General features: G+C 48.9%; 25 protein-coding genes. 11 read left to right on the top strand and 14 right to left on the bottom strand.

Going from position 1 to position 19051, the window contains the following annotated elements; genetic code table 11:
• Window positions 1–399: 399 nt before the first annotated feature.
• A complete protein-coding gene (locus MKQ70_RS02165; RefSeq protein ID WP_248067277.1) occupies window positions 400–1041 on the bottom strand; it encodes a WbqC family protein in 642 nt (213 codons plus the stop codon).
• Window positions 1042–3047: 2006 nt separating this feature from the next.
• Here MKQ70_RS02165 and MKQ70_RS02160 point away from each other — a divergent pair.
• Window positions 3048–3362 (top strand): LEA/WHy family protein, encoded by a 315-nt coding sequence (locus tag MKQ70_RS02160; protein ID WP_248067274.1) that lies wholly within the window; start codon window positions 3048–3050, stop codon window positions 3360–3362.
• A 55-nt stretch (window positions 3363–3417) separates the two neighbouring features.
• Here MKQ70_RS02160 and MKQ70_RS02155 read toward each other — a convergent pair whose 3' ends face one another.
• Together MKQ70_RS02155 and pyrE are read right to left on the bottom strand one after the other, a co-directional pair.
• Window positions 3418–3792 (bottom strand): heavy-metal-associated domain-containing protein, encoded by a 375-nt coding sequence (locus MKQ70_RS02155; RefSeq protein WP_248067272.1) that lies wholly within the window; start codon window positions 3790–3792, stop codon window positions 3418–3420.
• Window positions 3793–3840: 48 nt separating this feature from the next.
• A complete protein-coding gene (gene pyrE, locus MKQ70_RS02150; RefSeq protein ID WP_248067269.1) occupies window positions 3841–4476 on the bottom strand; it encodes an orotate phosphoribosyltransferase in 636 nt (211 codons plus the stop codon).
• A 34-nt stretch (window positions 4477–4510) separates the two neighbouring features.
• Between pyrE and MKQ70_RS02145 the strand changes: the two genes are divergently transcribed.
• On the top strand, window positions 4511–5128 hold the full coding sequence (locus tag MKQ70_RS02145) for an NUDIX hydrolase (protein ID WP_248067265.1): 618 nt from the start codon (window positions 4511–4513) through the stop codon (window positions 5126–5128).
• Between the two features lie 40 nt (window positions 5129–5168).
• Here MKQ70_RS02145 and MKQ70_RS02140 read toward each other — a convergent pair whose 3' ends face one another.
• From MKQ70_RS02140 to MKQ70_RS02125, 4 genes are read right to left on the bottom strand one after another with little or no spacing between them, the layout of a single operon-like run.
• Window positions 5169–5621 (bottom strand): hotdog fold thioesterase, encoded by a 453-nt coding sequence (locus MKQ70_RS02140; protein WP_248067262.1) that lies wholly within the window; start codon window positions 5619–5621, stop codon window positions 5169–5171.
• A 12-nt stretch (window positions 5622–5633) separates the two neighbouring features.
• Window positions 5634–6107 (bottom strand): pantetheine-phosphate adenylyltransferase, encoded by a 474-nt coding sequence (gene coaD, locus MKQ70_RS02135; RefSeq protein ID WP_248067259.1) that lies wholly within the window; start codon window positions 6105–6107, stop codon window positions 5634–5636.
• A gap of 4 nt (window positions 6108–6111) precedes the next feature.
• Window positions 6112–6615 carry an RsmD family RNA methyltransferase gene (locus MKQ70_RS02130; protein ID WP_248067256.1) on the bottom strand — a complete coding sequence of 168 codons (504 nt, stop codon included), beginning with the start codon at window positions 6613–6615 and terminating at the stop codon, window positions 6112–6114.
• 43 nt (window positions 6616–6658) lie between these two features.
• Window positions 6659–7534: a DUF3822 family protein gene (locus tag MKQ70_RS02125; protein ID WP_248067252.1), complete on the bottom strand. Its 876-nt coding sequence runs from the start codon at window positions 7532–7534 to the stop codon at window positions 6659–6661.
• Window positions 7535–7633: 99 nt separating this feature from the next.
• Here MKQ70_RS02125 and MKQ70_RS02120 point away from each other — a divergent pair, with 99 nt between their 5' ends.
• The 4 genes from MKQ70_RS02120 to MKQ70_RS02105 are packed head-to-tail and all read left to right on the top strand — an operon-like array spanning window position 7634 to window position 8962.
• Window positions 7634–7867, top strand: coding sequence for a hypothetical protein (locus tag MKQ70_RS02120; protein WP_248067249.1), 234 nt, complete (start codon window positions 7634–7636; stop codon window positions 7865–7867).
• Window positions 7864–8052 carry a hypothetical protein gene (locus tag MKQ70_RS02115; protein WP_248067246.1) on the top strand — a complete coding sequence of 63 codons (189 nt, stop codon included), beginning with the start codon at window positions 7864–7866 and terminating at the stop codon, window positions 8050–8052. Before MKQ70_RS02120 ends, MKQ70_RS02115 begins: the two co-directional genes overlap by 4 nt.
• Window positions 8052–8522, top strand: coding sequence for an MATE family efflux transporter (locus MKQ70_RS02110; RefSeq protein WP_248067242.1), 471 nt, complete (start codon window positions 8052–8054; stop codon window positions 8520–8522). Before MKQ70_RS02115 ends, MKQ70_RS02110 begins: the two co-directional genes overlap by 1 nt.
• Window positions 8516–8962 carry an MATE family efflux transporter gene (locus MKQ70_RS02105; RefSeq protein WP_248067240.1) on the top strand — a complete coding sequence of 149 codons (447 nt, stop codon included), beginning with the start codon at window positions 8516–8518 and terminating at the stop codon, window positions 8960–8962. The genes MKQ70_RS02110 and MKQ70_RS02105 overlap by 7 nt, the downstream gene beginning before the upstream one ends.
• 111 nt (window positions 8963–9073) lie before the next feature.
• On the opposite strand, the gene MKQ70_RS02100 is transcribed toward MKQ70_RS02105, so the two are convergent.
• The 6 genes from MKQ70_RS02100 to MKQ70_RS02075 all read right to left on the bottom strand — a co-directional run bounded on the left by MKQ70_RS02100 (window position 9074) and on the right by MKQ70_RS02075 (window position 13125).
• Window positions 9074–9829, bottom strand: coding sequence for a hypothetical protein (locus MKQ70_RS02100; protein ID WP_248067237.1), 756 nt, complete (start codon window positions 9827–9829; stop codon window positions 9074–9076).
• Window positions 9830–9868: 39 nt separating this feature from the next.
• Window positions 9869–10219, bottom strand: coding sequence for a dihydroneopterin aldolase (locus MKQ70_RS02095; protein WP_248067234.1), 351 nt, complete (start codon window positions 10217–10219; stop codon window positions 9869–9871).
• A gap of 62 nt (window positions 10220–10281) precedes the next feature.
• Window positions 10282–11232, bottom strand: coding sequence for a thioredoxin-disulfide reductase (gene trxB, locus MKQ70_RS02090; protein WP_248067232.1), 951 nt, complete (start codon window positions 11230–11232; stop codon window positions 10282–10284).
• A gap of 36 nt (window positions 11233–11268) precedes the next feature.
• Complete coding sequence (locus MKQ70_RS02085; protein WP_248067229.1) at window positions 11269–12147, bottom strand: DUF4249 domain-containing protein; 879 nt, start codon at window positions 12145–12147, stop codon at window positions 11269–11271.
• A 121-nt stretch (window positions 12148–12268) separates the two neighbouring features.
• A complete protein-coding gene (locus tag MKQ70_RS41940; RefSeq protein ID WP_248067227.1) occupies window positions 12269–12502 on the bottom strand; it encodes a sigma factor-like helix-turn-helix DNA-binding protein in 234 nt (77 codons plus the stop codon).
• The gene (locus tag MKQ70_RS02075; RefSeq protein ID WP_248067224.1) at window positions 12502–13125 is read right to left on the bottom strand and encodes a sigma-70 family RNA polymerase sigma factor; all 624 of its coding nucleotides are present in this window, start codon (window positions 13123–13125) and stop codon (window positions 12502–12504) included. The genes MKQ70_RS41940 and MKQ70_RS02075 overlap by 1 nt, the downstream gene beginning before the upstream one ends.
• Window positions 13126–13437: 312 nt before the next feature.
• Here MKQ70_RS02075 and MKQ70_RS37415 point away from each other — a divergent pair, with 312 nt between their 5' ends.
• The 5 genes from MKQ70_RS37415 to MKQ70_RS02055 all read left to right on the top strand — a co-directional run bounded on the left by MKQ70_RS37415 (window position 13438) and on the right by MKQ70_RS02055 (window position 18021).
• Window positions 13438–14067 carry a threonine aldolase family protein gene (locus MKQ70_RS37415; RefSeq protein WP_282456176.1) on the top strand — a complete coding sequence of 210 codons (630 nt, stop codon included), beginning with the start codon at window positions 13438–13440 and terminating at the stop codon, window positions 14065–14067.
• Window positions 13968–14459, top strand: coding sequence for a threonine aldolase family protein (locus MKQ70_RS37410; protein WP_308198908.1), 492 nt, complete (start codon window positions 13968–13970; stop codon window positions 14457–14459). The genes MKQ70_RS37415 and MKQ70_RS37410 overlap by 100 nt, the downstream gene beginning before the upstream one ends.
• Window positions 14460–14886: 427 nt before the next feature.
• Window positions 14887–17199, top strand: coding sequence for a valine--tRNA ligase (locus tag MKQ70_RS02065; RefSeq protein WP_248067220.1), 2313 nt, complete (start codon window positions 14887–14889; stop codon window positions 17197–17199).
• Complete coding sequence (locus tag MKQ70_RS02060) at window positions 17150–17518, top strand: hypothetical protein (RefSeq protein WP_248067203.1); 369 nt, start codon at window positions 17150–17152, stop codon at window positions 17516–17518. Before MKQ70_RS02065 ends, MKQ70_RS02060 begins: the two co-directional genes overlap by 50 nt.
• A gap of 173 nt (window positions 17519–17691) precedes the next feature.
• Window positions 17692–18021 carry a hypothetical protein gene (locus MKQ70_RS02055; RefSeq protein WP_248067200.1) on the top strand — a complete coding sequence of 110 codons (330 nt, stop codon included), beginning with the start codon at window positions 17692–17694 and terminating at the stop codon, window positions 18019–18021.
• A 44-nt stretch (window positions 18022–18065) separates the two neighbouring features.
• On the opposite strand, the gene MKQ70_RS02050 is transcribed toward MKQ70_RS02055, so the two are convergent.
• Window positions 18066–19049, bottom strand: coding sequence for a hypothetical protein (locus MKQ70_RS02050; RefSeq protein ID WP_248067197.1), 984 nt, complete (start codon window positions 19047–19049; stop codon window positions 18066–18068).
• Between the last annotated feature and the right edge of the window lie 2 nt (window positions 19050–19051).

Here is a 19051-nt window from a genome sequence, read left to right as displayed (position 1 = left end):
TACTGAAACCAGACGGCTACATATTCTCAGTTGTTTTTGGAATTCAAGATCGACCCGCTTCCCTCGACTTTATAAGTATATGGTGATCTTAAACCGATCAGTTACGAAATACACCAGACCACCTTACTCCCACCTGCTGCACATCGCATCATGTAATCGCCTGATCAATATTAGGAAACCAAAACGTATCAAATGCCCCATGTAACCGATCGCCTACAGATGTTGAAACAGCAACCGAATAGCTACATGAAAGATGAAACCATTCACTTACGTAATCATCAAAGAGATTCGTAACACATCAGTTACACAAAGATCGAGCAAGATCAAACCAAATGGTTTCGTTTCATTCCCGCAACGAACCAGTTACATATATAAATGCGTAACAAAACGGATACACTTCTATTTTTGAGCAAGCAGCTCGAGTGACCGCTTGCCTTCACAAAACAGCAAGTCAAGAATGCTAAGGTTCCGGAGAAAACCGACCCTCTCCTGGAACACCTGTGTGTAATTTTCAATGCCCGCATTTTCGTCCTGGTCACCCGGCGGGGTCAGTTGGTCCCTGAGGTCGACAGCATTTTTCACCGTACCGCGATCCTGGTAACTGTCTGTAAAAATGACAGTCCTCTCAAAACCGATGCGTTCATTCACCCAATCAGAACAGGCCATGTTCCAATCGAGGAGGTATTCAAATTTCTTTTCATACAAACTTTGGAGCTCGCCTTCGAAATATTCGAACCAGGGAGAACGACGGTATGCCGACACCAAAGTTTTCCAATGAAGTGCCTGCCAATTTTCGGCATCGCTGATCCGAACATCCTTCATCGTAGTTCGCTGATTTTTCCCTTTTACCAGCGGAACGCTCAAAAGTATTCTTCCATTTGGCCCGGCAATGTAACACCGATTCCTAAAACTCACTTTCTGATAGTGTTCATATCTCTCAATCTGTAATATATCGCAATCAATTAAAGTTTTATAGTACTCAATACTTCCAAAGTATTGTGAATCAACCAACTTACAATTCGAATGTACCTGTTCTGACATAGTGTCTGAATTTTGAATTTTGTATGTAGAAATCAATTAGAATCGGTTACCTGAAATTAAATATTAAGATGCAAATTCATCCATTTAACATATTGGTAAACAGCTCATAGAATTAAATAAAATATGCTATCATCTTTAGCAAAATGTTAATTGCAAAAAACGTCGTCCAGATGCAAAAATACTAAAGTAATTAGTAGAAAAAATCATTCATTTTCAGCCATTTTTATTTGAAGTAAAATTTGAGGTAAAAGGGTCGCTCCCAGCCCGCAAAAAGTCGAAGAAATTGTGGTGAAAATTGAGGTTTGAAATCGGGGGCTAAAAAGATGAGGTTCGACGCACGGAACTGGAGGACGGTTTTATGCCATCAACAGATGTTCAATTTGAAAAGTCGTGGTTCGTACTGAAGAAGAACCGGAGTAGCCTGGATATCTAAATCTATCGAAGACATAAAAGAATTTATATATCTAATACTGCGTTTAAACGTCGTCGGCAGGCAGTCAATTTGGCATATATGGCGCTAATACATATAGGAAAAGTCATATTCGATAGAGAATTTGCGATCCTATCAAATTAAACAATTACCCTATTCGTCTGTAGCTAAAGAGCGGTAATACAACAAGTCAAATTAGTTAATTACCATATTCGTTCGGAGCTAATCCGGGGGCGACAACTGATGTATTTTCTTAATTTGAACGGTTTAAAATCATACACCGCGCTCCTATCAAATAACAAAAAAGACTTAACTATTTGTTTCGGATGGGGAAATTTCTGACATTGACCGAGGGAAACACTTGATAGAAATACACCATTTATTGGTTGTAAAAAGATGTTAGGGATAGCAAAAATACTCGGATAAGTGAATTAATATTCACATATGATTGGACAATTTTCTAAACCCGCTTTTAATTTTCACCGCATCTTATAATATAAAATTGTACAGTGTCGGCTGAATTTTGGTGTTGAAAGTCGCAGTCGGGCCAAATTAACGCGTCCAGGTTTCATCAAAAAGTACCAATTCCATGATGAAGATATATTAATATTTAAGCATGTAATTGTACGTAAACAGTTTTTTTGATCAGTCTTAATCGACGAAAATTTGTTTGCTTTATCTAAAACCGACGACCTTATCCCCCAATTTTCACCCATCAACTACAGCTAAATTTTTAGATCGCTAGTCAACCCGCGCCTTAAAAAATCCATTTTAACCCGGATCATATGTTAAGAATGCAGATTTATCTACCCCGAAATTTGTGATTGGAACCTCGGTTTCTTCATCGGAATCACTCAGATAATGTGGACCAAAATCACGGTTCGGTCCCCTTTATATATAAAAAATACGCACCTTGTTAGGACAAAAATATAAGCTTCAGGATCATCATCCGGCAACCCAAAATCGCTTTTTACACCAATCACATTAAATTAAACCGCCAACTATCAGCGTCATTTATGTAATTATTTCGATCTAAAAAGCACAATTGCTGATCGAGAAATACTCCGATCAATCGACCACACATGCTATAAATATAATATTTGAACAGCCTGAAGTTCATTGCTAAAGAGCAGAGAAAATACTTTTTTGAACGAAATTTATGGTGCGAATCAGGCCAATTGAACTACATCATATAATAACTCCATTTCCAAAAACACATCTCCCGAAGGTAATTTTTGACACCATTTTTCAAGACGACCAGGTTGGCTCCTGAACGCCCACTGCCCCCATCATATATAATAGCATCACCAGAAGCAAATTATACAAATCAAATATTCCGCGCCAAGTAGGTAAGCACTAAAAGCTTGTTAAACCACTCCGCGCCTCCCAAAATCTGGAAAATACAACGTAGGTTTGGGGCCAAATTGACCTTGCCAATGCGATACAAAAGCCTGTTATTAATTGTACTGCTTACCTGGGGAACCATGAGTTCCTGCGGAAAAATGAAGGACCTGGGTTCATCAATATCGCCGATTTCGGGCTGGATAACCTTGGTTTCTCCAAAAGCGTAATACGAATGAGCATCGCGTATTACAACCCTAATAACTTCAACCTGAAGCTGAAAGAAGCCGATTTCGACCTCTTCCTGAACGATGTGAAAGTGGGCCATTCCGCCCAGGATACGCTTATTTATATCCCGGCAAAGGACACTTTTTACTTCCCGGTAAAAATGGAGGTGGATATGTCGAATGTATTCAAAAATGCGCTTACTGCATTGATTTCCAAAGAGGTAACGATAAAGGCGGCTGGTAAGTGTAAAGTGGGCAAAGGCGGTGTTTTCCTGCCGTTCCCGATCAAATGCGAGACTAAACAGAAGCTGGGAATCTTCTAAAAGCATAAAAAAAAGGGCCGCCTGATCAGGCGGCCCTTCGTATTTCAAGGCGTTATTATCCTTTCTTCTTTGGCGCTCCACCACCATCTTCCGGTTTTTTACAGCACGTCGGGAGCCTGTTGTATGAATCCTCATTAGCGGTCACATCGTCCGCATCGTACCCTGCATTCGCAATGGCCGTTTTCACATTCTCCACATTCGTACGATCGGTATAGTACTTAATAGTCGTGGTCTTCTTCTTAAAATCCACTTTGCAGGACTGAATTCCTTCTTCCTGGTACATATATCGCTCGATGGTTTCCTTGCACATCGCACATTGTACGGTAGGCGTTTTAACTACCACGGTAGCCAGCGTGCCTTTCTTGGCCTGGGCCATAGTGGTACCAATTCCCACGAACATAAACACGAGCAGTAATCTGATGATACGCATAAAAAGTTTGAATTTATGATCTAATATACAAATAAAAATTCAAATGTATTACTTACCCCACACCGACGGATCGTTTCTCCAGGCCTTGAGCGTTTCCTGTTCTGCCTCGGTTACCATTCCCTTTTCCACCGCCAGTTCAATGAGCGCATTGTAGTTGCTCATAGAACGGTAAGGAACGCCTGCATCCGCCATTGCCTGTGCCGCGATATCAAATCCATAGTTAAAGATCGACACCATCCCGATAACGTTACCACCCTCGGCGCGGATCGCCTGTACCGCTTCCAGGCTGCTTTTGCCCGTGGAAATCAGGTCCTCGATCACCACCACACGCTGTCCCGCCTGCAATACTCCTTCGATCTGGCGGCCCATACCGTGTTCTTTCGGTTTCGAACGCACGTAGATGAAAGGTAGCTTCAATTGGTCGGCCACCATGGCGCCGTGAGGGATACCCGCAGTCGCCACGCCCGCCACCACATCGGCCTCGGGAAATACCTCGAACACGATGTTGCTCATCTCGGACTTAATATAGTCCCTCACATAAGGATAAGATAAGATCTTACGGTTGTCGCAATATATAGGCGACTTCCAACCGGATGCCCAGGTGAAGGGCTGCGATGGACTCAGCTTTACGGCCTGTACCTGTAACAGTTTTTCTGCTACCTGCTTTTCACTAACATTATTCATGAGCGCAAATGTAAAATAAAATACTTTTGCAGGCATGAAAACGCCCATCATCATCTATATAAACGAACGATCCTTGTTCATCGTATCTCCCGACACAAATATCCCTGGCGACCTGCCCTCTTTTAGTGAGCCTAACGCCGCCACCATCGCGGATGTGATTGGTAAGATGGAAGCAGATGCGCTGCCAGGCGCCATCCTCCGTAGCGAAGACCCGAAGGCCCTGTTCAAACAGGTGAAAAAGTATTACGTGGTATTTGAGGCCGCCGGCGGACTGATCACCAACCCCAACGGCGATGTGCTCATGATTTTCCGGCGTGGTAAGTGGGATTTACCCAAAGGCAAGCTGGACGAAGGGGAGAGCATCGAGGAGTGCGCCGTTCGCGAAGTAGCCGAAGAAACGGGCTTACACTCCATTACGCTGGGTGATAAAATCACGGAAACGTTCCATTATTACCCGTATAAAGGGCAAAAAGTACTTAAACACAGCCACTGGTACGCCATGAAGTTCACCGGTACCGAGCTGACCGTACCGCAGATCGAAGAAGATATCGTGGATATTGAGTGGGTGAAACGCGAAAACGTAGATAAATACCTGAAGTTCTCTTACCAGAACATTGTAAATGTGTTCGACAGGTGGAAGGAACAACAATAATATAGCGACGGCGCGCGATGAGTGCGCCGTTTTTTTGTTATTACGCCTCGTCCGCAGAAAGGTTCTTTTTCTGCAACACCGCCACCGTTAACCTGCTCACACAAACCAGCTTATGGTGATCATCCGTGATCTTAATCTCCCACACATGTGTACTGCCACCCAGATGTAAAGGTTTCGCGATCGCATGTACATACCCCTCCCGCACACCGCGGATGTGGTTGGCATTGATCTCCAACCCCACTGCCAGCTGCTTCTCCGGGTTCAGTACCAATGCAGCAGCAACACTACCCACAGTCTCGGCCAGTGCGGCAGACGCACCACCGTGCAGCAATCCATAGGGTTGCACCGTACGGTGGTCCACCGGCATCATAGCCCGCAAATAGTCCGGGCCAATTTCGGTGAACTCCATACCCAGGTGGGCGCCCATCGTGTGCCGGCCGTTTTCATTCAACTGGTCCAGCGAAACGTTCAAAGAATGCCAGATTGGTTTCATATACAGGTGGAATTAAGCTTTGCGGATAGTGGCTATTACCGGCGCGGGCACAAACTTGCTCGCGTCGCCGCCGTTCCTGATCACATCGCGCACCAGCGTGGAAGCCACGGTGCTGTAACGCGGCGAACAGGTCAGGAAAATGGTTTCGATCGATTCGTCCATCATACGGTTCATGTCCGCTATGGCCTTCTCGTACTCGAAGTCGCTCACATAACGGATGCCACGCAGTATAAACTGCGCATTGATCTGCTTGCAGAAGTTCACGGTCAATCCCTCGTACGAAGCCACTTTGACCTTGGGCTGGTCCTTGTACACCTCCTCGATCCAGGCCTTCCGCTGCTCCACCGAATACATCGGCTGCTTGCCGGAGTTAACGCCAATGCCGATAATTAATTCATCGAACAGGTCAATGGCCCGGTCGATAACGTCGGTATGGCCAAAGGTAACCGGGTCAAAAGTGCCGGGAAATAAGCAGATGCGTTGCATGTTATCAAGGTTTTCTGAGCTCCTCCCGGTTAATGAATACCGAGAAGATCGTCGTACCATAATTTCTTTCGGTACGGTAATAGGAAAAGTCTTTATAGTTATTGCGCGGTGTATGTTCCAGCACAAACCATCCCTCCGGGTTCAACAACTGCCGCTCAAATACGATCTTAGGTAATTCGTCGATGGTGTCCAGCGCGTAAGGCGGACCCGCAAAAATGAAGTCGAATTTATCGGTACAATGCTCCGGAAACTTAAACACGTCCATCCGCACCAGCTTCAGGTGGTGAATGTCCAGCGATGCCGCCGTTTTCTGGATAAAATTCGCCATGTTCGGATCTTTCTCCACGATGGTCTGGTCCGTTGCTCCACGGGAAGCCAGCTCGTAACTGATCGCGCCCGTTCCGCCGAATATGTCGAGCGTTTTGAGCGTAGCGATATCCGTGTTGTTCTCGATAATATTGAAAAGGCCTCCTTTCGCAATGTCGGTGGTAGGCCGTGTATGTGGCATGTTAGCAGGCGGATTAATCCTTCTTCCCCCAAATCGCCGCCAATTATACGCATAATGCAAGTGCATACAGGTTATGGAAATGATGCGGAGCCACCTCCAGCATCTTTGTTAAGTATGAAAAGCTGTCTGGCCGCTGTACCCAGGTAAGTTTCGGAATAAATTTGTACAACTCCCGGAACACCTGTGAGTGTTCTTCCAGCGCGCCGCCGAGCTTCACCCGTACCTCCTGCTCGCTGAGCTGCAGCTGACGAAGGGCGTTCACGGTATAATACACTACATCCAGCCCGCTTTTATAGGCGAACTGCTGCTGCAATAACACGTTACCGGCCAAATACAGCGTGAGCGTGAATTTATATTGCTGTACTTCTATAAAGACCGTACCGTCCGGGCTCTGGATATCCGGGTCCTGGTTGTATGCCTTTAGCAGCGCAGTGTGCGCATGCACTACTTTATCGGTAGAAAATTCTTTGCGTAAAAAGCCAAGAACGTCTTTATCTGTGGCATACACATTTACCATGGCCAGTTCGGGCAGGGAGTCCGTAAGTACGGCTTCCTGCAGCTTTTCCTGGTGGGCTACGTGTAAGAAATCTTTTTTAATCTGGGCGCCGTAGAATACTTCCGGCACCAGTGTATTGTCCGACGTATCAAACGCAAGCAGTATTTCCTTAAAAGCGGTGAAGAGCAGCTTGTCTGCATCAAACACCTGTTCAATCATTTCCAGTTCGGCCACCGCACCGGCGCCAGGCTGAAAGCTGTATGACTTCAAAGCCGGGAACTTCCGCATTGCGGTGTTGTACACGGCGTAGCTGAAGGTACCCTTGCCCACCAGCACCGGGAGGTGACAGGTCGTAAGGTCTGTTTCCAGCAGGCTGGTGTCATCAATCGCAAAAGTGGGTTGTATCGTGTAAGCCACGGGCATATCTGTCATTTGTTAGGCACAATAATAGGCAAAATTGTTGAAAATTGCCCGAAATGAGGGGCTGTTAAAGGTTTAAGTATCTTTGCGCCATCCAATTTTATGCGAGTAGATACATCGAACAGGCAGGTATTTAAGATAGCGGCGCCCATATGGCTGGCATTGATCATTCCGCAGATCAATCACATGACCAACATCGCGTTCCTCGGACGGTTAGGACAGTTCGAACTGGCCGCCAACGCCATTGCGGGCATCTATTACCTGGTCATGTACATGATATCGCACGGACTCAACAACGGCATGCAGGTGCTGATTGCCGGAGGGCTGGCGAAATGAACCATAGCGGCATCGGCCGGCTGTTTTCCAACGGCATCTGGCTGGGCATGCTGTTCTCCGCTTTTGCTATCGCACTGACGAGCGTACTCGCACCCGCTATTTTCGCCAGCGCCCTGCACGATGCGCACATCCGGAAGCGGCATTGTCCTTTATCAGCATCCGTATCTGGGGACTGCCTTTCCTGATGATGATGGGCCTCGCCAACTCTTTTTATATCGGCACAACTAATACCCGTGTACTGGCCATCACTTCGCTGTTCATGGAATGTACCAATATCGGGATGGATTATGCCCTCATCTTTGGCAAGCTGGGCTTTCCGGCCATGGGACTGAACGGCGCGGCCTACGCATCGATCATTGCAGAGTGTACGGGGGCGCTGTGTGCGTTCCTCATCCTGTTTATCGGTAAATACACCCACAAATTCAGGCTGTTTCAATACCTGAAGCCCGACTGGAAAATCATCCGCAGCATCCTGTCAGTATCGGCGCCACTGATCGTGCAGTACCTTTTCGGAGTGGGCAGCTGGCTGGTATTTTTCATCTTTATCGAACACCTGGGACAAAGGCCACTGGCCATTTCCAACATGATGCGCAGCATTTTTGGGTGTTATCCGTATTTATCTGGGCCTTTGGTGCTACCGCCAACACGATGGTAAGCAACCTTATCGGCCAGGGCCGGCAGGACGAAGTATTCGGTATTATCCGGAAGATCGTGGCCTTCAGTGTATTGTGCGTAAGTGGTGTGTGCCTGCTTATCAACCTGTTTCCCCAGGGCATGCTGGCCATCTACACTGCGGATGCGGTACTGATACAGGAGGCCGTGCCGTCTGTGCGCATGCTCACCCTCAGTATTCTTACCACCGCCGTGGCCTCGGTAGTATTCTCGGGGGTTACCGGCACCGGCAATACCCGCGTGAATCTGCTCATCGAGTTCGTGGCGGTAGTGTTTTACCTCATTTACTGTGAAGTGGTCATCGAAAAATGGCAAAAGCCCCTGCACTGGGCATGGGGCTCTGAGTTTATTTATTGGCTTACCGTACTGGTATTAGCCTTCTGGTACCTGAAGAGTGGAAAATGGAAAGGGCGCCAGCTATAGTATCTCTTTTCAGCCGCAGTTGTGTCACTCCCTTCAGCGGCAAACCGCTATTCGACATGGAAAATGCCGTCCGTTAAGGCGGGCGTCAGCGAAGCCATCACCGCATCATTCCTACTGCATCCCCTCTAACATCTTCTTGCCTTCCGCCTTCGTCAACGTGTCATCGTACGTAACCGGCCGTATGCCGTTCAGTTTCCTCAGCACTTCCATCGCCTCCGTATCTTTATTGTCCTGGTGGTACGCCACCGCAAGATCATAGTAATTGATAATGTAACCCGGCTTTATTTTGCGGCATTTCTCGTAGTTCGCAATGGCGTCCTGCATAGTGCCCGGAGGCGCTCCGCCGAACAGTACCTTGGCGGCTGTGCGTTCCAGGCTGCTCATGTTCGCCAGTTCGTAGTTCCACTTGCCCAGCAGGTGAAATGCTTCGCCATATTCGGGCTTAAACTTCAGCGCCAGGTCAATGTACTTCTTCACCTCTTTGGCAGCAGCCACCTTTTCCTTGGCGGGAGCGATCATGCCCATACGGCCCAGCACTACGGCCATGGTAAAGTTTACCTCGGGACTTTCGGGCGCCGCGGCCAGTGCCTGGTCTATGTAAGTTTTAGCTGCTGTGTAAAAAGTTTGCTTCGCCGCCTTGTCCTTTTGCCGGTATCCTTCGCGGACAGACAAGGTACTGGCCTGCACCAGCGCATCTACATTGGTGGGTTGGATCTTGAGAATATCTTTGTACTTCTGCAGCGCAGCCACTTCATTCATCTGCTTCTCAAGCGTTTGCGCTTCTGCCTGCAATTCCTCTACTGTTTGCGCCTGCAGGGTAAGGGCAGCAAAAACGGGAATCAGTAAACCAAATATCTTTTTGAACATAGGACGGGTACTTTAACGGTAATAAATATACGAAGTGTATCAATAATTCTTCTCCAGTATCACCAATGAATTCCGGATTTCGCCGGACATGGGCGGGTTCATCTTCTTTAGCGCTACTTTGGTGTAGGTAATGTTGGGGAAACGCTGGTGAATGAGTGCGGAAATATCGTATACTACCTGTTCCAGCAAGGGTTGCGGCACTACCATCGCTTCACGGGCAATATCGTAAAGGGCCGCGTAATTCACGGTTTCGGCGAGGGCTTCTACTTCCGCGGGTTCGGGAAAACTAACGTAAATGTCGAGGAAAAAGTCGTTGCCCAGCACGGCTTCTTCGGGATACAGGCCGTGGAAGGCGAAAAAACGAAGTTGTTCCAGTGCAACCGTAAGCATAGTGCAGGCAGTTTTTCAAAGGGAGGGGGAAAAGACCAAAGCCTTCTCCCCGCTGTAAAAATTTATGAATGTTCCTGTGCGGAAAGGAAACGTTCTGCGTCCAGTGCGGCCATACAGCCACTACCCGCAGCCGTTACCGCCTGGCGATAGATTTTATCCTGTACGTCGCCACAGGCAAATACGCCTTCTACATTGGTTTTGGAAGTACCAGGGGTGGTTTTGATGTAACCCTGTTCGTCCATGTCCAGCTGACCGGCAAAAATGCCTGAGTTAGGCTGGTGACCGATCGCCACGAAAAACGCGCTTACCGGGATCTCGGTTTTCACGTTCGTCTGGTTGTTGACGATACGAACCGCTTCTACCTTGTTTTCACCGAGTACTTCGTCTGTTTCGCTGTTCCAGTACACCATGATATTGGTGGTTTTCAGGACCCTGTCCTGCATTACCTTAGACGCGCGCATTTCGTGTTTACGCACGATCATGTGTACGTTGGAGCACAGTTTGGAGAGGTACAGCGCTTCTTCAGCTGCCGTATCGCCGGCGCCTACGATCGCTACCTCTTTACCGCGGAAGAAAAAGCCGTCGCACACCGCGCAGGCAGATACACCGCTACCATTCAGGCGTTGCTCGCTCGGCAGGTTCAGCCATTTGGCGGAAGCACCGGTCGCGATGATCAGCGCATCGGCGGTAATTGTTTTTTCTTCATCGACAATAACGGTAAACGGACGTTTAGACGTGTCTACTTTCGTAGCCATGCCGAAACGGATATCAGCGCCCATACGGGTCGCCTGTTTTTCGAAATCGACCATCATTTCCGGTCCCCGGATACCTTCGGGATAACCGGGATAGTTTTCTACTTCTGTTGTAATGGTAAGCTGGCCCCCTGGCTGAATGCCCTGGTAGAGAACCGGTTTGAGGTTTGCGCGCGCAGCGTAGATCGCCGCGGTGTAACCGGCAGGACCGGAACCTATGATCAGGAGATGTACATGCTCACTTTGCGTGTTTGTTTCCATGCTGTCGTTTGAATAATTTAGTAATGATTGGTTGGTTTATTTTGGTATTATAATGGTTTTGTACTGTACGCCATAACCGCCCCAGTAACCGAGCGCCCCTTCCACATTGCCCAACACCTTTACCGGCGACGTAAACGGATTACCCGCCGCGCTGAACGCAAAATCCAGCGTGCGCCAGAAATCATACGTGCCCCGGTCAATGTTACAGAACTTCAGCGATACCGTATCGCCGCGGCGGAAAAACCCGTAGTCGTCCAGGTCCAGTTTCTGGCTCCTGTCGAACCCCGCATCCACCGGAATGTTAAAGCTGGTGCCGTTCACCACCTGGTCGTCGGTTACCGAATTTAAACCCGGCAAATATCCCTGGCGGTTACGCGCCGTGAAGTACCGCACGTAGTTACCACGCTCCGGCGGATCTGTCGCCCGCACCATTACGCGCACCTTATTGGTATCGGTGCCTGGCGTGGGTTCCCACCACATATCGTCCAGCTTCAGGTCGTTGGCGGGAATGGTGGTGGTGGCATTAAACACCTTACCATCCGCTTCGATGCGCAGTGTGTACGTGCCGTTGAGCGCACCGCGGAACACAGTTGCGGAACTCGCCGGGTCGGCAGCGTAGTAGTAAATCCGCAGCGAATCGCTGACGCGCGTGGAATATTCCTTCAGCTGATGGGTACGGGTACCATTGGATACCGTGACTTTAGCCCCATGAATATAAGAGCTTTCCAGTATGGCCGGCGTTATTTTGGAGTAGTAGTCGAGGCTTCTGCTGAGAATAACCCGGGGATACTGCCCGTTTTCGATGGTGCCTTCCACCACCAGCTTGCTCTCCCGGTCCAACAGGTCTATTTCCACCGTGCGTTCGCAGGCAGTGAAAAAAAAGATGGATAGGAAAAGGAAGCTAAGGATTCGCATAACACAGTTTGCAAAAATAACGGGTCTTGGCAAGAAATGGGAATATTGGCCATTAAAAAACGCCGGCCATGTAAAAACAGGCCGGCGCTTAAACCATTAAAATATTTTAGATATCACCTGTTTAACCCAGATAGGACTTCAGTGCACCGCTATAGCGTGCTTTTTGGAGGCGTTTGATCGCTCTTTCCTTAATTTGACGAATCCTTTCTTTTGTCAGATCATATTTCTGCCCTATCTGTTCGATAGTAGCGCCGTTTTCTCCATCCAGACCAAAATACGCGTTCACAATCTCGGCTTCGCGGGGGCTGAGTGATTTCAGCACCCTGCGGATCTCTTCACGAAGAGAATCGCGCATCACATCGTCGTCGGTGATATCGCCGCCTTCCGGAGGTCGCCCATTGCCACGTCTTCAGCTTCATGTACCGGAGCGTCCAGCGACATGTGGCGGGTATTGCTTTGGAAGATGTTGTTAATTTCCGACTCTGACATTTCCAGGATTTCTGCGAGTTCCTCGGTAGAAGGTTCGCGCTCGTTTTCCTGCTCGAAAGCCATATAAGCCTTGTTTGCCTTATTATAAGTGCCAATTTTGTTTTGCGGCAGACGAACAAGACGACCCTGTTCGGCCAACGCCTGCAGAATGGACTGGCGAATCCACCATACTGCATAAGAGATGAATTTAAAACCTTTGGTTTCATCGAAACGTTGGGCCGCTTTAATCAAGCCGAGGTTCCCCTCGTTGATCAGGTCGCTCAGGCTGAGCCCCCGGTGCTGATATTGTTTAGCAACGGATACAACGAAACGTAAGTTGCCTGTGGTTAATCTTTCAAGAGCCTTTTGATCGCCCATTTTAATTCTTTGAGCCAACACAGTCTCTTCCTCCGGAGTTAACAAAGGGATCTTCGAGATTTCCTGCAGGTACTTCTCTACCGCCTGCGAATCACGATTGGTGATCTGGGTGGCAATTTTAAGTTGCCTCATATTTTATAGTATTGGTTTAGAAAAATATATAACACTCAAAAGAAAATTTTGTTGACCTAATTTAAATGTTATACCTTACAATTTGCTGTTAAAAGCCCGCAAAGATCGTGCTAATCCTGTACGTTTCCAAATAACTTCTCTTCTATCTGATCTCATTAAGCAGCTAATAACAAAATACTCATTCAAAACGTAAAATTATAGCCTTTTATTAAGTATTTTCAGTGCTTTAATTAAATTTTAACAACTGAAAAAGAACCGTATTTAAATTAACAAGTTCTCTAATTTATTATAACTCTTATTGTAAATTTTTCAATGATCACCGACTTAAGAAGCGATACTTTCACCCGGCCATCGGCGGGTATGTTAGAGGCTATGTTGCAAGCGCAGACCGGCGACGATGTTTGGGGCGAAGACCCCTCGGTAAACCAGCTGGAGGCCACGATGGCAGAACAATTTGGCATGGAGGCGGCCCTTTACTGCCCTTCCGGCACCATGAGCAACCAGATTGCTATTAAGGTACATACGCAACCGGGCGACGAACTGATTTGCGGCCAGCATTCCCATGTATATATTTACGAGGGTGGTGGCATTGCCTTTAATTCCGGCGTACAGACCAAACCCATTGAAAGTGACCGCGGTATGCTCGCCGCCGCCGATATTGTCGCCGCTATTAATCCGGATGACGTACACAAGGCCCGCACCTCCATCGTAAGCCTGGAAAACACCAGCAACCGCGGCGGAGGCTGCTGCTACGAATGGGAGCAGCTGGAGCAGATCCGTGCAGTATGCGACCATCATGAACTGGCGCTTCACCGGACGGTGCCCGGCTATACAACGCACTGGTGGCTACCGGCCAAACTCCCAAAGCCTACGGCCGCCTGTTCGACAGCATTTCCGTATGCCTCAACAAAGGGCTGGGCTGTCCCATGGGCTCCGTGCTGATGGGCTCCGCCGCTTATATCCAGCAAGCCAGGAGAATACGTAAAAAGTTCGGTGGCGGGTTGCGTCAGGCCGGATATATGGCCGCCTGCGGCATTTACGCACTCGAAAACAACGTAGACCGCCTGGCAGACGACCACGCCAACGCCAAACGCATTGCCCGAGCCCTCCTGAAGCGGGATTTCACCGGACACATGCTCCCCGTAGATACCAATATTATCATCTTTGATGTGCAGGACGGTTGGACGCCCCTGACATTTACAGAGCACCTGCGCCAACATGGCGTGCTCGCCTCTGCCATTTCGCCTACCCAGGTACGCATGGTGACACACCTGGACGTTACCACGGAGATGACTGACAGGGTCTGTGCCATTATTGCAGCGATGGGTCTCTGATCATATGACCATAAGAGGATCCTAAGGATTGTTACTGAATAGTAACTAAAACCTCCCTGTTCCAGTAGTAATTAGCTACATTTTAGTTACAGTTAGTTACAATCGTCTTAGGATCCTATATCCATCCTGGCCATAAAAAGGGTATTTATGAAAAAATGCACCTCCCCGAAACCATAGTAAAACCAGGCATCTCCAAAGAATGAGGCCACTCAAACACAAGCCAGTATAGACCCAAGCCCTTTGCCTGCCCTTTAACTGCCCTTTGCCTGCCCTTTCCCTGGCGGAAAAAGCCGGTGAGCAGCGGGGAAAGGGTACAAGTTAGAAAACACAACTGCGGCTGAAAAGAGTTACTAATGCCGGCGCCCCTATATTGTAATTCACTCCTTTCTGGTTATTTTTGCGATTCAACGTTTTTTTAACAGTATATATGGAATTATCGAAGAACTATACCCCCGGGGGTACGGAGGAAAGATGGTACGCACACTGGATGGACAAGGGTTACTTTAACTCAAAACCGGACGGCCGTCCCCCTTTCACCATTGTAATACCGCCACCGAACGTTACGGGCGTACTGCACATGGGCCACACCCTGAACGAAACCGTTCAGGACATCCTGATCCGTAAAGCCCGTATGAGCGGGTTCAACGCCTGCTGGGTCCCCGGTTCCGACCATGCTTCCATCGCCACCGAAGCCAAGGTGGTAGATATGCTGAAAAAGGAGAAAGGCATCGACAAATCCGAGCTTACCCGCGAAGCATTCCTTAAACACGCGTACGAGTGGAAAGATAAATATGGCGGTATCATTTACCACCAGATCAAAAAGCTGGGCTGTTCCTGCGACTGGGACCGCGTCAGCTTCACCATGGACGACCACTACTACAAAGCGGTGATCAAGGTGTTCGTGGACATGTATAATAAGGGCCTGCTGTACCGCGGCGCCCGCATGATTAACTGGGACAGCAAGGCCAAAACGGCGTTGAGTGATGAGGAAGTGGAATATAAAGACCTCACTGGTAAACTGTACCATGTTAAGTACCCGATCGTAAACGCTGCCGGTGAAAAAACCGGGGAATTCATCACCATCGCCACCCAACGCCCCGAAACCATCATGGGCGATACCGCGATTTGTGTGAACCCGACCGACGAGCGTTACGCGCACCTGAAAGGTCATTTTGCCCTGGTGCCGATGATCGACCGTAAAGTGCCCATCATTTTTGATGAATATGTAGATCCCGCATTCGGTACCGGCGCCCTGAAAGTGACGCCCGCACACGACATCAATGACTACAACCTCGGCCTGAAACACAACCTCGAAGTAGTAGACACCCTGAACGACGACGGCACCCTGAGCGCAGCGGCCATCGTATTCGTAGGCGAAGACCGCTTCGTTGCCCGCAAAAAGGTAGTAGCCACGCTGGCGGAACAGGGCCTGCTCATTAAAGAAGAAGAATATACGACCCGTCTTGGTTACTCCCAACGTAATCCCACGACCGTGGTTGAACCCCGCATTTCTACCCAGTGGTTCGTGAAGATGGCGGAACTCGCCAAACCGGCACTGGAGGCAGTGACCAGCGGCGATGTACGTATTCACCCCGGTGACCGCTTCCTGGCAACTTACAAATACTGGATGGAGAACGTAAAGGACTGGTGCATCAGCCGCCAGCTCTGGTGGGGACAGCAGATACCGGCGTACTACGACGAGAGCGGCAATTTCGTGGTGGCTGAATCTATGGAAGACGCCATCCGCCTGTACTCCGAGAAGTACGGTACGCCCAACGGCCCGCTCCGCCAGGGATGCAGACTGCTCGGATACCGGTTCTCCAGCTGGCTGTGGCCTATCGAAGTATTCGAAGGCATCACCAAACCGGATAACCCGGAAATCAATTACTATTACCCCACCAACGTACTGGTAACGGGTCAGGATATCATCTTCTTCTGGGTAGCGCGTATGATCATGGCCGGCCTGGAATACAAGCATGTAAAACCTTTCAACGACGTATATTTCACCGGTATGGTGCGCGATAAGCAGGGCCGTAAGATGAGTAAATCACTCGGCAACTCGCCCGACCTGCTGGAACTGATCGAGCGCTTTGGCGCAGATGCCGTACGTTTCGGCATCATGATCTCCTCTCCCGCCGGTAACGACCTGCTGTTCGACGACAGCAGCTGCGAACAGGGCAAGATGTTCAACAATAAAATGTGGAACGCCCTGAAGCTGACGAAGATGTGGACCGTATCCGACAATGCCGCTGCTACGCCCCACTTTGCAGTTACCTGGTTCGAAAGCAGGTTAAACAAAGTACAGGCCGAGATAGAATTACTGATGAAAGACTTCCGCCTGAGCGAAGCGCTGAAAACCTTGTACAGCCTCATCTGGGACGATTTCTTCAGCTGGTACCTCGAGTGGGTGAAACCTGGCTTCGAACAACCGATCGACCGCGAAGTGTATAACCAAACGATCGGCTTCTACGAAAGACTGCTGCAACTGCTGCATCCTTTTATGCCTTTCATCACCGAAGAAATTTACCACCTGTTGAAAGAACGCGCCGAAGGCGACGACCGTCATCAGGCAATTTGCCGCACCAGGCGCAGTAAACGAAGCGATCCTCGCAGATGGCGAACTGTTGAAAGAAGTGATCTCCAGCATCCGCGACTCCCGCGTGAAAAACCAGATCAAACCGAAAGACCCGGTGGAGCTGCATTTCGAAACCAGCAACGAGCCTGCGTTCCGTCGTATTGAGCAGATCCTGGCCAAACAAGTGAACGCCAGCGCCATCACGTATACCAAAGAATCGGTTACCGGCGCTATTGCCCTGGTTATTCAGAAAGACAAATGTTACATCAAAACAGAAGTTGCCCCGGATACCACCGCGCAAAAAGAGCAGCTGCTGAAAGACCTGGAATACAATAAAGGCTTTTTGATATCGGTGGAAAAGAAACTGGGCAACGAACGTTTCGTGGCCAATGCAAAGCCGGAAATTGTAGCGATAGAACAGAAGAAGAAGGCAGATGCAGAAGACAAAATCAAAGCGATAGAGGAAAGTTTAAAACTGTTATAATTTTAGGGAGCGTCCGGTCGTTTATAAACCGGACGTTTCTTTTTTACCTGTCATGATGCGAAAACTCTTTTTTATAGCCTGTATGGCCGGCGCATTCAATGCAGCCGCGCAAAAACCGGCCACTCCTCCCCTACTACCAAAACCACCCTGCGTTTCAAGACCACCGGAACAACATGCTGGCCGACACACTGCCGCGCCCGGACATCCTCAAAATAGTGGACTCCCCGCTGGTCGTATGGGACCACAAAAAAATGAAACACAAGGTCGTATCATTCGAATTCACCCACGAAAGCCGCGAAATAACCCTGAACGACACCACGGGTAAGCCCATGATCTTCAGCGATTTCACCGGCGATGTGTTTAAAACGGACAGGCTGCCCGCATTGTGGAGTAAACATCTGAAAGAGACGTTGCAGCAGGGGGACGTGTTATACTTCAACAATATCATTGTGAAGTATGCCGATGATAAGCTGTATATGGTACCGGCGATTAAGTTTTTGTGAGATAATATATTAAGAAGAAGGCCCGCTGGTAGCGGGCCTTCTTCTTAATAAGCAAACAACTGCTGCAACGGCAAAATCAACTGGAAGTAATGCTGCCGCCCCGGGTCCTGCGGATCTACATCCAGCAAATGGCTGTATCTTACCCCGAACGTGAACGGAATACTGTTCCCTACCTTTGTATCGAAGTACAATTCTCCACCCGCTGATGCATATCTTCTGCGCTCCATGCTGAACAATACCCGCGCCATACTGTAATCATAAAACACATTGCCGCGGAGGCGCATGAAATACAGGATATGCGCAAAGCCCCAGTCGGGGTAAGCGATCGGGAAATGATAGTTGGCTCCCAGTTTATAAATATCCTTGTAAAAAGGTTCGTTATAGCCACGTGCGTATGCGAAGTTATCGCTGAACGAGTAACGCAGGCTGCTGTCTTTTTGTTGATATGCCCCCTGCAACACCAGGCTGTGTGTCCGGAACAAACCCGGCAGGTACAGGTCTGCGCGTGCGAGCAGCTGCCAGGCCGGTACCGCGTTGATCGAACGGCGGTATTGCAGGTACACTGACTGCGCAAACGGGGAGTTGATCTGCTGCCGCGCCTTGATGCGCTGGTTCACAAAACTCAGATAAGAAGTAATGTACTGCAATTCCGTATCGCGGAACATGTACTTGCTGCGGGCTTCCCGCATACGCTGTTTGTACGTGTAAGTACCGCCGATCGTTAACGCCCTGCCGTACAGGCCGCGCGACAACGACAACGGTAATGAAACGCCCGCATGCCAGTCGGCCTCCCGCCAGTACACCTGGACAGAGTCGTTCACATACAAGCTGCGGTTAAAAGTATAGGCGGCGCCGGTGCTCAGGTACGGGAACAGCGCGCCGGACAGGATATCGGCACTGATCTCGGAACTACCCTCGTTACGGTTGTAATTGTAGGTAGCCGAAGCGGTCACCGTATTTAAGATGTTATCGCTGTAAGCCGTAATACTGAAATCGGGATCGCTGAACAACGGTACCCAGCTGTGCACGT

This window comes from Chitinophaga sedimenti, assembly GCF_023156195.1.
GTDB classification, from domain to species: Bacteria; Bacteroidota; Bacteroidia; order Chitinophagales; family Chitinophagaceae; genus Chitinophaga; species Chitinophaga sedimenti.
The sequence above is the reverse complement of the archived record's forward strand: the minus strand, read 5'-3'. Positions and strand labels throughout refer to the sequence as shown.

Bases quoted from the DNA above. Each gene is read 5' to 3' on its own strand.
- MKQ70_RS02145 (WP_248067265.1), top strand. From the start codon at position 4,511: ATGAAAACGCCCATCATCATCTATATAAACGAACGATCCTTGTTCATC.
- MKQ70_RS02120 (WP_248067249.1), top strand. From the start codon at position 7,634: ATGCGAGTAGATACATCGAACAGGCAGGTATTTAAGATAGCGGCGCCC.
- MKQ70_RS02095 (WP_248067234.1), bottom strand. From the start codon at position 10,219: ATGCTTACGGTTGCACTGGAACAACTTCGTTTTTTCGCCTTCCACGGC.
- MKQ70_RS02110 (WP_248067242.1), top strand. From the start codon at position 8,052: ATGATGATGGGCCTCGCCAACTCTTTTTATATCGGCACAACTAATACC.
- MKQ70_RS02055 (WP_248067200.1), top strand. From the start codon at position 17,692: ATGCTGGCCGACACACTGCCGCGCCCGGACATCCTCAAAATAGTGGAC.
- MKQ70_RS02115 (WP_248067246.1), top strand. From the start codon at position 7,864: ATGAACCATAGCGGCATCGGCCGGCTGTTTTCCAACGGCATCTGGCTG.
- MKQ70_RS02140 (WP_248067262.1), bottom strand. From the start codon at position 5,621: ATGAAACCAATCTGGCATTCTTTGAACGTTTCGCTGGACCAGTTGAAT.
- MKQ70_RS02160 (WP_248067274.1), top strand. From the start codon at position 3,048: ATGAGCATCGCGTATTACAACCCTAATAACTTCAACCTGAAGCTGAAA.
- MKQ70_RS02075 (WP_248067224.1), bottom strand. From the start codon at position 13,125: ATGAGGCAACTTAAAATTGCCACCCAGATCACCAATCGTGATTCGCAG.
- MKQ70_RS02125 (WP_248067252.1), bottom strand. From the start codon at position 7,534: ATGCCCGTGGCTTACACGATACAACCCACTTTTGCGATTGATGACACC.
- coaD (WP_248067259.1), bottom strand. From the start codon at position 6,107: ATGCAACGCATCTGCTTATTTCCCGGCACTTTTGACCCGGTTACCTTT.
- MKQ70_RS02100 (WP_248067237.1), bottom strand. From the start codon at position 9,829: ATGTTCAAAAAGATATTTGGTTTACTGATTCCCGTTTTTGCTGCCCTT.
- pyrE (WP_248067269.1), bottom strand. From the start codon at position 4,476: ATGAATAATGTTAGTGAAAAGCAGGTAGCAGAAAAACTGTTACAGGTA.
- MKQ70_RS02085 (WP_248067229.1), bottom strand. From the start codon at position 12,147: ATGCGAATCCTTAGCTTCCTTTTCCTATCCATCTTTTTTTTCACTGCC.
- MKQ70_RS02130 (WP_248067256.1), bottom strand. From the start codon at position 6,615: ATGCCACATACACGGCCTACCACCGACATTGCGAAAGGAGGCCTTTTC.
- MKQ70_RS02155 (WP_248067272.1), bottom strand. From the start codon at position 3,792: ATGCGTATCATCAGATTACTGCTCGTGTTTATGTTCGTGGGAATTGGT.
- MKQ70_RS02165 (WP_248067277.1), bottom strand. From the start codon at position 1,041: ATGTCAGAACAGGTACATTCGAATTGTAAGTTGGTTGATTCACAATAC.
- MKQ70_RS37415 (WP_282456176.1), top strand. From the start codon at position 13,438: ATGATCACCGACTTAAGAAGCGATACTTTCACCCGGCCATCGGCGGGT.
- trxB (WP_248067232.1), bottom strand. From the start codon at position 11,232: ATGGAAACAAACACGCAAAGTGAGCATGTACATCTCCTGATCATAGGT.
- MKQ70_RS02105 (WP_248067240.1), top strand. From the start codon at position 8,516: ATGGTAAGCAACCTTATCGGCCAGGGCCGGCAGGACGAAGTATTCGGT.
- MKQ70_RS41940 (WP_248067227.1), bottom strand. From the start codon at position 12,502: ATGCGCGATTCTCTTCGTGAAGAGATCCGCAGGGTGCTGAAATCACTC.
- MKQ70_RS02065 (WP_248067220.1), top strand. From the start codon at position 14,887: ATGGAATTATCGAAGAACTATACCCCCGGGGGTACGGAGGAAAGATGG.